Annotated in this window: 7 protein-coding genes and 5 pseudogenes; 8 read left to right on the top strand and 4 right to left on the bottom strand. The window is 59.4% G+C overall.

Annotated elements, in window-relative coordinates; translation table 11 throughout:
- The first annotated feature begins 224 nt into the window (after positions 1 to 224).
- Entirely contained in the window at positions 225 to 938 is a 714-nt protein-coding gene (locus ABIB91_RS41730) for a DUF736 domain-containing protein (protein WP_502917004.1), read from the top strand.
- A gap of 231 nt (positions 939 to 1,169) precedes the next feature.
- Here ABIB91_RS41730 and ABIB91_RS21435 read toward each other — a convergent pair whose 3' ends face one another.
- From ABIB91_RS21435 to ABIB91_RS41725, 3 genes and pseudogenes are all read right to left on the bottom strand, one after another.
- Positions 1,170 to 2,495 carry a DUF3422 family protein gene (locus tag ABIB91_RS21435; RefSeq protein WP_354165668.1) on the bottom strand — a complete coding sequence of 442 codons (1,326 nt, stop codon included), beginning with the start codon at positions 2,493 to 2,495 and terminating at the stop codon, positions 1,170 to 1,172.
- Positions 2,496 to 2,592: 97 nt separating this feature from the next.
- Positions 2,593 to 2,718 carry a hypothetical protein gene (locus tag ABIB91_RS21430; protein WP_354165671.1) on the bottom strand — a complete coding sequence of 42 codons (126 nt, stop codon included), beginning with the start codon at positions 2,716 to 2,718 and terminating at the stop codon, positions 2,593 to 2,595.
- Positions 2,719 to 4,074: 1,356 nt separating this feature from the next.
- Positions 4,075 to 4,512 (bottom strand): annotated as a pseudogene (locus ABIB91_RS41725) (nucleotidyl transferase AbiEii/AbiGii toxin family protein); the annotation flags it as partial.
- Positions 4,513 to 5,230: 718 nt separating this feature from the next.
- On the opposite strand from ABIB91_RS41725, the gene ABIB91_RS21420 reads away from it, so the two are divergent.
- Both ABIB91_RS21420 and ABIB91_RS21415 read left to right on the top strand, forming a co-directional pair.
- Positions 5,231 to 6,307, top strand: coding sequence for a TlpA disulfide reductase family protein (locus ABIB91_RS21420; RefSeq protein ID WP_354165674.1), 1,077 nt, complete (start codon positions 5,231 to 5,233; stop codon positions 6,305 to 6,307).
- Positions 6,308 to 6,751: 444 nt separating this feature from the next.
- Positions 6,752 to 7,538 (top strand): annotated as a pseudogene (locus tag ABIB91_RS21415) (transposase family protein); the annotation flags it as partial.
- A gap of 154 nt (positions 7,539 to 7,692) precedes the next feature.
- Here ABIB91_RS21415 and ABIB91_RS21410 read toward each other — a convergent pair.
- Positions 7,693 to 7,902: a helix-turn-helix domain-containing protein gene (locus tag ABIB91_RS21410; RefSeq protein WP_279686281.1), complete on the bottom strand. Its 210-nt coding sequence runs from the start codon at positions 7,900 to 7,902 to the stop codon at positions 7,693 to 7,695.
- Positions 7,903 to 8,716: 814 nt separating this feature from the next.
- Between ABIB91_RS21410 and ABIB91_RS21405 the strand changes: the two genes are divergently transcribed.
- From ABIB91_RS21405 to ABIB91_RS21385, 5 genes and pseudogenes are all read left to right on the top strand, one after another.
- Entirely contained in the window at positions 8,717 to 8,929 is a 213-nt protein-coding gene (locus ABIB91_RS21405) for a hypothetical protein (RefSeq protein WP_354165678.1), read from the top strand.
- A 221-nt stretch (positions 8,930 to 9,150) separates the two neighbouring features.
- A pseudogene (locus tag ABIB91_RS21400) lies at positions 9,151 to 10,406 on the top strand (IS256 family transposase).
- 755 nt (positions 10,407 to 11,161) lie between these two features.
- Positions 11,162 to 11,398: pseudogene (locus tag ABIB91_RS21395) on the top strand (ATP-binding protein); the annotation flags it as partial.
- Positions 11,353 to 11,580 (top strand): AbiEi antitoxin N-terminal domain-containing protein, encoded by a 228-nt coding sequence (locus ABIB91_RS21390; RefSeq protein WP_354253283.1) that lies wholly within the window; start codon positions 11,353 to 11,355, stop codon positions 11,578 to 11,580. The pseudogene ABIB91_RS21395 and the gene ABIB91_RS21390, both read left to right, overlap by 46 nt.
- Before the next feature lie 601 nt (positions 11,581 to 12,181).
- Positions 12,182 to 12,602: pseudogene (locus tag ABIB91_RS21385) on the top strand (IS5/IS1182 family transposase); the annotation flags it as partial.
- Positions 12,603 to 13,270 lie beyond the last annotated feature (668 nt).

Raw genomic sequence — 13,270 nt, 5'->3', positions numbered from 1 at the left:
TTGCTCCGAAGAACGACACAGCCGTGTTCGACGCAATGCGTCGTGATCCGATCGGAGAGACGGAATGAGGCCGGCCGACTGGCACGCGCGAGGCGATAAGACGCAACGGTCCTAGATCTCGATGCTAGCTCGCTCGCTTACTGTCCCCAGGAGTGGATCAATGCCGGCGGGTATGTTGTGCCCCGTCAACGGCGAAATCGTCACCCTCTCGCTTCAAGCCAGGAATGTCCGGGTCGTCCCCGAAACAGCCGCTCGGGCGACAACGCCCCAGCCACCGGGTCTATGTCGGCCGTGTGATCGGGGCCGCCTGGTCCAAGCGCTCCAACGAGGGTCGCGATTATCTGGGTCTCAAGCTCGACGATCCGAGCTGCACCGCTCCGATTTTCGCCAACCTCTTCGTCGACGAGGAAGGTGATGGCTTCAGCCTGATCGGGTCCCGCCCCGCCGTCGCAACGGCGACTGACCCGATCCACAATGCCTCGCCCGGCTGGTCCGGGCGGGGCATGACCTTGCTCAGGAGCCGGGCGCGATACATCGCATGGTGTCGCCGCAATTTCAGCAGACGGAGAGGGCGATTTTGTGCTCCTCATCCGGGCAATCCTGAACGCCGGCGTACTGGAGGACGGTCTGATCAGACCGGTGGAAGAACCGCTCAGGGTGGGCCGCTCTCGCCCGTCCTCGGTAATTTCGTGCTCGACGATCTCGACAAGGAGTTGACACGTCGAGGCCATCGGTTCTCCCTGCTATGCAGGGAACTGCAACATCTATGTTCGCAGTCATCGCAGCGACAATGGCAGAACCGGCACAAGCGATTCATGGAGCTTCGCCGCCTCGGCATCGCGAAGTTCCCGCATCGATTGCCGCCGGTTCGCCGGCGGGGCTCTGGCGAATGTCCGGGCACCGGCGGTCCAGCACGCCCTGCGCAACCACTTCTTTGACGCTCGCGGTCTCTCCGAATATTGGTTTCTCGGCCAGCTTAATTCAGTCGAACCGCCGCGGTACGGACCCGTGTATGCCAGGTAGTGTGGGAAGGGTCGCGTCGCGAGACGTCCCGCTATCCCGATCAATTAAAGCGCAATTACGGGCTAACCCGTCGGGGCTCTGGCGGCAGCGTCGCACCACGACTATACGAACTTCGTAGGACGGACGCACTGATTCCCCAAGGGGCATTAGTTACGAGATACCGAGGGCGCCTCGTCGTGCTTGAAGTGTCGCTTTCGGATCTTGTAAATCACCAACCAGATCACGCCGACCGCGATCGGCACGAAGACTGCGGTTAGGAGCGAGGGCTTTACTCGCAGTCCGATATCGTGCGCGCCCTCGGCAAGATAGTTAAACAGACTGACCACGTAATATCCAATCGCCCCGACCGACAATCCTTCGACCGTGCATTGCAGCCGAAGTTGCTGCCTCGTGCGTTCGTTTATAGCCTGCAACAGGTCATGATTCTGTTGTTCGATCTCGACGTCGACACGGGTTCGCAACAGATCGGCGGCACGCGCTAGCTTCACCGACAGAGCTGCCTGGCGATCCTCCACGGTCACGCAGGTTCGCATCGCCGGCGCCATGCGGCGCGCCAGAAACGACGACCAGCTCGGATAGCCCGACACATCAGTACCTTCAATGATGGATAGTCGCGATTGGACCAGCTCGTTATAGGCCCTGCTGGCGCCGAAGCGAAACAGGCTACCGGTCGCGCCTCTTTCGAAGGAGGCGGCCAACGCGGTCAGCTCGGCAAGCAGATGGTTGTTGAATTGCAGCCCCTCACCGCTTTGCATTTTTTCGAGAGCTTCAACAAGACGGCGGTCGATGCGATCAACAGACGGTGCAAGCTCGAGGGCCGCTGACAGGCCAAGCAGCGCCAACGGACGGTAGGTCTCGATTTCCAGGAGCCGTTGCACCAGCGCTCCGAGATCGTGCGACGTCAATCCGAGGTCGCAGACGAGGATTTTCGTGAAGCCGTTTTCGTCCACGTGGAAGTCTGAGGCGGCAACGCCTGCACCGCTCTTTGTGGCAACCATGGCCAGGCTATTCTTGTCAAAAATCTGTTCGGCGCGCTTGGTCGGCGAGGCGCCTTGCTCCACTTCTAACCTGATCGCGACCAGCAATTGACCCGTCTGCCGCAACGCGCGGATCAGCGATCGGACGGTATCATCAACCTTCTCGAATGGGTGAGCGGCAGGACCATTTCCGTTAGTCCAGATCCAGGTGAATGTTGTAAATTCCGAATGCTGCTCCCAACGTAGCATAGCGGGCCCGATGACAATCTGATGATGTTTCGCCAATTGCTCAGGCGGCGGAAGATTGCGCTCCAGGCAGAAATCGATAAATCGGCAGCGATCGCTTGCGGCCGCCTCGCCTTGCGCAAGAACAGCGAAGTGGATCACGCTGAATGGCGAAACAAGCTGCGTGAAAGGGCGCGCGTGCACTTCGCCGAGCACGGCGGCGCGTTGCGGATGCGGCTTGAAGGTTCGCAGATCAAGTTCATCGATCATCTATTCACGCCTCGCTTCAGATTGAGGAAGCAACCGTCAGCCTTGACGCGAGAGGCATTGGCGGTGCTGGAAAACGGTGCGCGCGGCAAGGCGCCGATCAAGTCATGTCGACGACCGATGCCGAGGCCGCCTTCAGATTCGGGAAGAGGTCTTGCGGGAGCAGGATCAGGCCGAGCAGATTGAGGCGGAACAGCCTCGTCCAGGCTTCGACTAACGCCGTCAACGACGTCTGTCGGGTACGGTCCGGTGTCTATGGCGAAATGCCGGCATTGTGGATCAATGCGTGTAGCTGTGCGCCAGCAAGCCGTTCCGCGACCTCGGCAGTTGCGTGCGGCACCGTCCGACGACTGCCTAGATCGACGTGGACATGGTTGTCTGTCTCCGAATCCGACGGACATCGCCCGCCACCAAAGGGTTGCCCCGTGCAAATAAGGATGCGCCGGCGCTCTTCTGCAAACAGCTTTTCGATGACATGACCGATGCCGCGCGAGGGGGCGGCAAGCGGTGGCGTCTTCCGTTGTCCCAGCGGGGTGCAAACAGGCGACCTCCGGTGCGGCAACCGCATTGTCGATTGACAGATCGAGGCCCAAACACGACTCCCATCCTGTTGCCGCCGCTAAACTTTCTGGCGCGGAGAGCCGTTGCAGGATTTGGGCCAGCACTGTAGAAGGAGCGCGCTCGCGTCTTTCTTTGCGCAACGTGGCTTTCCGAGAGAGTCGGAGGCGCGTTTCAGACATGAAGCGCGCTTGTATTCTGACAGAATGCGCACGTGGCGCAGGCCACAGGAAATTGCCTGTTTCGGCAAGATGATCGCCTGCCCGGCCGCTGCCATTGTCTGAGCGGCCACGCTGTGGCCGGATTTGTCGATGCAGAGCCGGGAGAGTGACCGCGCCCGGACCCGCGGAGGAAGGTTTGCCGATGGGCTGATAACGTCACATCGAGTGAGGATGACTGGATCACGGACCCGGAGCGCTCGCCGTCCTCTCTATGACGCACACTTCCATCGAAGTCGCCGTTCGGTGCACTCGATCCGAACAGAGCTGACATCAACGAAACCGCGGCGATAGCGCCGAGAAGCCGGCCCAACGGATTCAGTGGTGATTGGCTCTTTGTGCTGACAGGCGCAGATTTCCGCTAGCGATCACTGTCTCGGCCACACGCTCCGCTCACGAGAGTCCCCGGCCGTAGCTGTGATCCGCCGTTATTTGGTTGATCACTCACCAGGATCGACACGTATCTGGCCGTTCAAGAAAAGCGATTGCGGGCTTTCATGACCGGGCTGGGGGACGATGTCACGGCGGACTGCCGTTTTGAGCTCGTGCCGCCACCAAATTGTCCGACCAAGGGACCGGCGTTGCGCGATCGGCTGCGCGCGGCGTCACAGGCCGGCGTGCAAATCCTGATTATCGGCCGCTTCATAAGATGAGCACGCTGGTGCAGACTGCTGCCATCGATACAACATTCCTGCGCGTCGTGTTCAGCATTCCGCGGCGAGGGTCCTCTCTTCATTTCGCCTCGATCGCTCCGGGCGACTCGTGTTTGGCAGTGTTGGTGCGCTTGTGGGGATGGGGCAATCTATAATGCCCTCATTCGCCAGAAGATCGCGGGTATCAAAAAATCGCGAGGATGTTGCGGTCAAGGGTGACGACGATTTTTCCCGCGTAGAGGTCGGAAAACGAGACGACTTGTGTCTCCGTAAAATCAGAGCCTCCCTCGACGTTCGGAAGCACGGATCTTGGCAACGATGCTTTCCGCGCGGTTCACCTCCTCATTCACCTCAAGCGCCCGGAATTGCCTTGCCATGGCGACAGCCATTCTTTTCATGCCCGATCGCGGCCAGCGATACCGGCCGGCCGGCGACGGGCGCAGGTCGATATCGACCGACAAAACGCGGCAGATCGCGCACGAATAGATTGATCGCAGTCCCGCCTTTGGGAGCAAAATCGTTTAACGCCGCACCGAATGGCAAGGTCTCGATCAGCAGCGCAACCAGAGCTGGTCCCGGTTGCCTGAACAGATTCTCCGGGTTGATAAGTGGAGCTTCTGCCGGGTTAGGCCGCCAAGCGGAATGACTGCTGGTTGAAGATCTCAACCGATCGAGTGGCGCGCCCCGCTAGCGTGCTCGCCAGCAACGCCATCGCCACAAGCATGGACGTGCCGAATTTAGGGTGATGAATCTGGCCGGTTGCCTTTAGGGACCCTACAAGGATTAGCAGGCGGCTAGCTCTTCAAGCTTACGTATCTTAGCGACTTCGTCGCAAAATGCGGGGACATGCCAGACGAACGAGATCGCAGTTGCCGACCTTACCGACGTGAAATCGGCGGGGGATTCAACTACTGCGGCCCCGCCGTTCGATTCCAGCTTGCGAATGGCTTGGAAAGAGGGCGCATCTCAAACGGACCGGCCGATCTTAAAGGGAGGCGAGTTCGTCGTCGCGCTGACGTTGGAATTTGTCGGTCAGCGGGCACCATCCGGCTTCTCGCGCGCCTCCTAGTGGCGCAGCGCGGCTCGCTGATGCGCATTCGCAAGACGATCCTCAGCGGCACGAAGGTCGCGATGCGTGCCTGAAATCCGACGCCGACGCAAACCACGTCAGGTTACACACAGTGGATGCTACTGGGCGTGTGGATGTTCTTCAAAGTTTTGTCATGTAGCTTAACGTGCGTGGACAGCTGGAACGGTGATTGCTATTCGGGCGAAGCGACGACAAGGTCGCGTAACAGTGGAAACAATCATGGCGCTATGCATGGATTCCCCGGCTCCTTCGCTCAAGGTCGAGAACTGGCTTCGTGGCGAGCCCCTCACGAACTTCCAGCCCGGTAAACTGTACATCGTCGAATTTTGGGCAACTTGGTGCGGCCCATGTGTGGCGGCGATGCCTCATCTGATAAAGCTGCAAGCAAAATACAAAGACGAGGGGCTTGAGGTCGTCGGAGTCGCAGCCCGTGAAATAGCACCAACGCCGGATGAGGCCCGCACCAAGTTGGACGCATGGTTGACTGAAAAAGTCCCAAATCTGAACTATCGAATCGGGTTCGATAGTACAGGCGAAATGAACAAGCTTTGGATGGATGCGAGTTCTTCTGTTGGGATTCCGACATCGTTCGTCGTCGACCGCGACGGCCACATTGCCGCTATCGGTCATCCAGCGATCGATATCGACGCCGCCTTGCCGAAAATTATCGACGGCACTTGGCGCAGCAGCTATCAAGCTAAAGCTGCGGATGCGAAACGGATCGCGGCAGTTCAGCGCTTTGCGCGCGAACTCCCAATCCTCGAGACAATTCAACCGGCAATGGAAGCGAAGGAGTGGCCGGCAGCGCTCTCGGCGGTCGAGAAGGGCATTGCCGCCGTGCCGGACAGTCTCCTGTTCCGCGAGATTCATGCGGATCTGTTGCTTCACAAAATGCGCGACACGGCGAACGGCTTCCAGGTCTTACGCCAACAGGTTCGAGATGCGCTTGAGAAACAGTCAGATGCTGTGCGTCGGCTGATCGCCGTGATGGAACAACTCTTTGGTCCGGAGAACGATATGGCCCACCTTCCGCGTGCGGAACGCTTTGCGATCGGCAGGGATGTGTCGGAACATATCCGCAATCCAGGGCAACCCAGCGATGGCCTCAACTTCTATTCTCATGGGGCGCTCGCTCAGTATTACTACGAGAGTGGTGACAAGCAACGCGCGATCGAGGTAATCGAGCGGGAAATGACATGGCTAGCCGATCCGAAAGTGCCGGACGCTATGAAAAAGGATTATATGCCGCAGTTGCTCCAAACCTTGGCCAACTACAGGGGCGAGAAGGTTTGTTGATTTCGCAGGAAGAGTCGGCTGGAGCTCCCAAAGTGAAACCGCAGGAGGAGACATGAAGGGGGATGTTAATCGGAGATGCACGATCGCGGCTATGTAAGCGCCTTCGAAGTCGCGACCAGTAGAATCCTTCAGGGCGATTGCGACATGCAAGTCACAAGGAAAGCCTAGCCATAACGAGCGATGCGACGCCCTGCGGTCCTTCTTTGCTGGGTGTCTAGTTAGTCGTTCATGGAGAACCGTCCAAGCGGTTGATCAAGAATCGATTTCCCGAGCGAGATTGGCTTTGAGATTGCAAGCTTTCGGGCTTTGACTGCACGAAAGCTTGCAATTTCATCTTTGAGGATTCCGTCGAATCGCAAGGCGAGATCCCCTGATTGCATCGGAGGGAGCGACGCAACCAGGGAACGATACGACGGCGCAACCCAAGAATGTGATGCCGATGAGCTGCGCCAGTCCTATGCCAGCGTGGGCAAGTTCGCGCTGATCAAGCACCAGCGCTACGCCCACGCCAAACAGTTCAAGCGCGACAACAGGCCCTTGAAGAAACTCAAGACCTATCTCGGCCACATCATCCGCGACATTGGCCGCAAACTCGGCGGCAACGCCGACTTGCTCGGTGTGGTCGTGTTGGAGCGCATGCTGGCGCGGGCGCGACAAGTGCTTGAGCAGAAGCGGCACCAGCGTGGCCCAAAGCTCTACTCGCTGCACGCGCCGGAGGTGGAGCGATCGGCAAGGGCAAGGCGCACCGGCCTTATGAGAGTTCGGTGTCAAAGTCTCGGTCGCCACCACGCTGGCGCAGGCCCGCGACGGGCAGTTCGTGACCCATGTGAAGGCGCTACCCGGCAACCCCTATGACGCCCACACACTTGCAACCGCATCCCAGAGATGGAAGCGCTGATCGGCAACACTATCGAGCGCGCTCTCCTCGACAAGGGCCATCGCGGCAACCGCCCGATTACAAGTTCAGGTTGTTGTCTCAGGACAGAAGCGGCGGGTGACGCCACAGATCAAGCGCGAGCTGCGACGGCGCTCCGCCGTCGAGCCGGTCATCGGCCACTTCAAATCTGAGCACCGCATCGGCCGCAACCAACTCTGGCATCGCCAAGGCGACGCCATCAGCGCCGTTCTCGCCGCGGTCGGCTGTAACTTCCGCCGCCTGATCTGCTGGCTCAGGCGTTTGTTGTGGCAAATCATCGGCACTCTCGCCAAAACCACGGGACGATCAGCCTGAAAATCAGGATCCCTCACGGCCGACTAGCTATACCGCTGCGCTCACAACGGCCCGCTACTCTCGGCAGATGGGATCCCATCTCATGGAGTAGTCCTATCACCGGATGTTTATAGTCGCCGTCGGCACAAGTTGACAACAGCAGTACTCCAATAGTTCAAAGAAGCCCGAGGCGGCGCGCCTTGATAGCACACTGGATTCGGGTGGTCACTTCCAGCTTTCGCATCGCGTTCTTGAGATGAAAATTGACGGTGTTCTCGCTGACTCTCAATATCACCCCTATTTCCCAGGATGATTTGCCCTCCTCTACCCACTGCAAGCACTGTTTTTCTCGTGCGGACAGCACAACGTCTTGCACATCGACCATGTGTTTCTCCTGGAGCCGGGACGACTGGAACGAGATTAGCAAATGCCGTACCACGCGACGGAGATCGCAAACTCTCCTGCCAAGACAAGCCTTGAGGAGCACCGATCAGCCTGGCAAGCTGCCGATGCAACTGCAGCACCATCGGCTATCGAAGCAATTGCGACATACGTCGTAAACGCGACAGCAGGGGTTGCAACAACGGCACGGGACCTAACCTAGGCCTGGGATAGGTCTCCCCATAGCTGGTAAGCGCCAGCATTATGTCCCGCGCTTGCTCCAGCGCGGCTTTCTGCATGACCCAATGGAAGAGGCGGAGCGGACCCAACGACATCGTCGCGGCTCCAAGCCAGAGGTTGTGGGCATTGCCGATAATGCCGTGGAGGACTGGTTCTGTTCGCGTAAATCGCCCGACGGCTCATTGACACTGGATGAGTTGATAACGGACATCGAACAAAATCAAAGTCATTCACGCTATGCGGACCACGGTGCTGGGCGACACTATTGACTCGAATGTCGCCGCGGGATGCTTGATCCATCTCGTGATCCGCACCGATCGCTTGCATCGCGTGATGTCGGAGGGCGTCAGAGGGGTGCGATCCGTCTTATTTGTACGCCACAGCTATCCAGCGGTCATACCTGCGCTCTATATTTGTTTCTTGCCGGAGAAGCCTACAATCTCATAGCCTCATACCGACTATCGTTCGGGGCGGAGGCATGAGCGGCAAGGGCGAAAAGACTCCGATCCAGGCATTAGGGCCGTCCAAGTAATCGGATAATTCCGCGTACCACGAAGCGCCGTCGCAAGAACCGTGGCATGCCGCCGTCGGCGACGTTGGATATCAATACGCTGCCGGGCAGCTCTAATTTGACGGCATTAGAGGCCGCGGCGGTTATCCGGCGCACGCCCGGCGCGCTGGAGCAGTGGCGGCGGGATCCGAACCACGTGCTGAAATGGCGTTACGTCGGCTGCCGCCCACTCTATCCTGTCGATGCGGTGCGCGACTATCCGTCACCTTCTGAACCCTGATCGGCTCGGTACGTGGCCGGTCAGAAACTCTACAATTTGATTCAGCCACCATCCCTCAAGCCGCTCGAAGAGGCTCTGTCGTGACTGGCGCCTCACGGTGATCAGGGAGCTATCGCCCAAAGTTGGTGACGGCGAGAATCGGGAAGGCGGCATATCGTGGGGGTGCTAGACGCCTCCACTTCTCCACCGAAGGAGCGATATGCCGTGTTCAACGATAACGCATCCAACTGATTCAGCCAGGAATCTTCGACGATCAACTCACGGAAATCTTGAGCAACGGGGCACGTGCCCTTCTCGCCAAGGCGGTCGAAGCCGAGGTTGCAGACTTTCTCGGCCAGCATGCCGATTTGAAGACCGCGGACGGCCACCATCGCGTCGTCCGCCACGGCCACCTGCCGGAGCGCGAGGTGACGACCGGTATCGGTCCGGTCGCCGTCCGCCAGCCGCGTGTACGCGATCGCAAGGCCGGCGCTGCCGATCCTGGCCGCATCCGGTTCTCGCCGTCGATCCTGCCGCCCTACATGCGCCGCTCGAGGTCGATCGAGACGCTGCTGCCGGTCCTTTATCTGAAGGGGATCTCGACCGGCGACTTTTCCGAGGCGCTGGCGGTGCTGCTTGGCAAGCATGCTGCCGGGTTGTCGGCCTCCGCGATCGGCCGCTTGAAGGACGGCTGGCTCGCCGAGCATGCCGCGTGGCAGAAGTGCGATCTGTCGGCCAAGCGTTTCGTCTACATCTGGGCTGATGGCATCCATCTCGAAGCTCGCCTTGACGACGAAAAGCAATGCATCCTCGTGCTGATCGACGCGACGCCGGAAGGCCGCAAGGAACTGGTCGGCTTCACCGATGGTGCCCGGGAGAGCCCGCACGATTGGCGCGATCTGCTGCTCGATCTGAAGCGGCGCGGGCTCGACGTGGCCCCGCAGGTCGTCATCGCCGATGGCGCACTCGGGTTCTGGAAGGCGGCCGGTGAGGTCTGGCCGAAAACGCGCGAGCAGCGCTGCTGGGTGCACAAGACCGCCAACGTACTTGCCAAGCTGCCGAAGAGCCAGCACCGGAAGCCAAACGCGCGCTGCAGGAGATCTGGATGGCCGAAACCAAGGCTACAGCCGAGCTGGTGTTCGACGCCTTCGTCGAGAGCTACACGCTGAAATACGAGAAGGCGGCCGACTGCCTGCGCAAGGATCGGGACACGCTGCTGGCGTTCTACGACTTCCCGGCCGAGCATTGGAAACACCTGCGACCCATCGAAAGCACCTTCGCCACCGTGCGCCACCGCACGCTCCGATCAAAGGGCTGTCTATCCAACAAGACCGCGCTCGCGATGGTCTTCAAACTGGTCGAGGCCGCCCAGAAAAATTGGCGTCGTCTCGATGGCCACAACCAGCTGCCAAAACTCATTCTCGGTGTGGAATTCAACAACGGGATCGAGGTCATCGCCAAGCCGACCGGCCGTCAGCCCAAAACCGCCGCCGCCTGACCGGCCCGGCCTTCACCAAAATTTGGCGATAGCTCGTGATCAGGCGCCGCTTGATGAGTTGCCGAATCTCGTCGATACGCGGTGTATCCGGGAAGATGGTGATGCGAGCATAGAAGTCGCTAGCCTCCTCGGCGCTTAGGTCCGCGAGGTCAGCCTTCACCTTGGCGATCTCTTTCGACCGACTGGCTGCCAGTGCGTGAGACGCACCTTAGCCCTCGCGTCGCCATCGGCATCTGTGTCGGCGAACTGCTCCAAGAAAGAGCCTGTCGCAATAACTGCGGTAGTAACGAGCAGAAAGTATGCGTTGATCCAGCTTTTCCCGTGGACTTGTAATGAGCCAAACAGATACGCACCGATTTCCAGAATCAGTCGAAAGATCCGAGAGACGGTCGCCCTGCGCTTTGCGCTTGAGGAAGCCAGCGATATTCGGCCGTCCGCTTCCACGAACTCGACGTCGTCGTTTCGATCGATGTAGACGACGCAGTCTTCAGGAAGTGCTAGAATTCTCAACAGAGCAAATTTGGGTTGGAAAATGTAGCCAAGATTTCGATGCGGCGTTTTTGGCCGCGCTTCCCTTCCGGCCTCGATTGGCCGCGTTCGCTCTGCGTGAACTGTCGGAAGTGCCGGAGTGGGTCTAGATCGCCGTTCTCATGGATTTCCAATCAGCCGATATCAATAGTTCCGATCGACCGGGATTCGGAGTTCGCATGTTTGAGCGGTTCGTAGAACGTTAGGCGGAAGAAGCCCTTTCGGATATCCCGGTGATCCTGATTGCGTGACCGCGCCGGGCCAGCCGAACCTATATTACATTCGGCGATCAGACGGTCCTGGAGCCGCAGAGTGCAACCCGGCTGGTTTGATCGGGCCTGGACCGAGCCACCATCATCGAGGAGATCCAGCGTGCGCCGGACCTGCTGCTGGCGATACAGAAGACGGTTGACAAGGGTTGCTTGCTCACCGGCTCGGCAAGCGTGCTGACCCTGCCGCGTATCACCCATGGTTGGTCGATCCCGAGTGGATGACGAAGCATCGCTATTCGACAGGTCTGCGCAGCCAGTACGTTTCGGCTGGCTGGCTGGTTCAGCCAACGCGTGGAACTTTCAAGCGCCCGCTTGGCACCCTGACATGGCAGAAATCGGCCATATCGCTTCGGACGTTGCTTGAGCGCCTGTAAATCAGCGTGGAGTTCCGACGCCGATCGGCGAACTAAGTTGTTGATCCAGCAAACGGCGAAGGGTTAAACCTTGGACGCCTGTTCACAAGTGCTCGCGTCGGAGCCGCCCAAGTGCGGTGCTGAGCCATCGAAAACTGCTTGCCAGCGCGCGCTGAACTACCTCGCCGAGATTAACCCGATCGCCCGTGGCGAGGCACTGCTGCATTCCGGCCGATTTCGCAAGGCTCGGTCGTCGACAAGGGGGCCCATGTGCTCGGTATGGGCACGCAGATTGTTCGGGTGAGCAGCTGCTTCGAGCCGGACGAGATTCTTGAGCTGACCGCAAAGCGCGAACGGCATCTCTTTCTTCGCCGCGCTGTGTGGCGCCTGACGGTCGCGGCAGAGGGAGCCGGCTGCCCCGCGCCAGGTCTGAAGACCATCCTCCACGGCGGTCGGGCGATGTAAGTCGCCGACTGCAAGGCGGCGCTCGCCGTGTTGGGGCCGAAGCTCGCGCAGACCTACGGTGCGAGACGCCGATGACAATCACCTATGCCGAGGTCGATGCATGTCGATGCCCCGATCCGCGCCGTGACGAGCACCTGGCATCGGTCGGCATCGCCCCAGAGTGAGGTCGAGGTCTGCACCGTCGATGAGGCGCATCGCCAAGAGTGAGTTTGCAGTCAAAGGCTCAATCATTACCAACAACCACCGTGTCCTGTCCTGTTTCGTGCTGCACGTTAGGGCGCTGCCCCCATAACCCGTACGACGGTCACACCTTGCGGGAGCTCATCGACCGAACCGAGACACTCAACGACTGCGCGATCGAGCGGTCGACGCACGAAATCCCACTGAACCTTCATCTCTGGCCAGAAGCGGCATCTTCGGTGTCATCAAGCGCGAGCTGCGTCGCCGCAGCGCTATCGAAACCATCATCGGACAGCTAAAGGCCCGTGGCTACTCGGCCCCTGCTATTTCAAAGGCCGCTGTGGCTAGCGTCATCCTCTCGGCTGTCGGCTATAAACTTCCGCCGCATCCTCGCCTGGTGCTGGAAGCTCTAGCGCTCCATCCTGATCCTCCTTTGGCGCGCCTTCGCAACCCTGTCGCCCTAATTCCCACTTGCTAACGGACGACTATTTGCCAGCAGGTTTTCCTCGGACGCCAGTAGATCTGCATCCGGTCGCTGACGTCGGCTTATAGTCCGGTGACCTGTTCGAGGAGCAAAAAAAATCGGGCCTTGGGCGGAAGCGGCCACGAGGACCAGGTTTTTAACACGCGGTGGCAGAAAAAATTGCAGTTGTGGCGCTGCTGCTCGAGAAGTGCTCACAGTTTCGTCAGAGAGTTCGCCCCAGGTACAGCAGCCCTCATGTCGAGGACGAAGCGCTCTGGCTTCGGCACAAACGCCCAGTGGGCTGCCAATCCGCCTTCAAATCGTTGGCCGCTTTCGCGTGAGGCCAACGCTGGTCCGTATCGCACGCATCTGAAGGAAGCCAGACCTTGGGCCACCAGCGGCCAAGTGTTAGAGCAAGAGCGGTCCCAAACTGTCGATTGTGGGTATCCAGGGCTTGCGCGCCGTCTGATCGATAGCGGTCCCGACACGCGACATGCCGCTCATCCAGGTCTGCGTCATGATCTTCCGCTCGGTCTATCTGTTCCTTGGGTTCCTGGTCGATATCGCCGGGATCCTATTTAACCCGAGGCGCGGTCATCATTG

It is taken from the genome of Bradyrhizobium sp. JR4.3, assembly GCF_040547695.1.
In the GTDB taxonomy this organism is placed as follows: domain Bacteria; phylum Pseudomonadota; class Alphaproteobacteria; order Rhizobiales; family Xanthobacteraceae; genus Bradyrhizobium; species Bradyrhizobium canariense.
The sequence above is the reverse complement of the archived record's forward strand: the minus strand, read 5'-3'. Positions and strand labels throughout refer to the sequence as shown.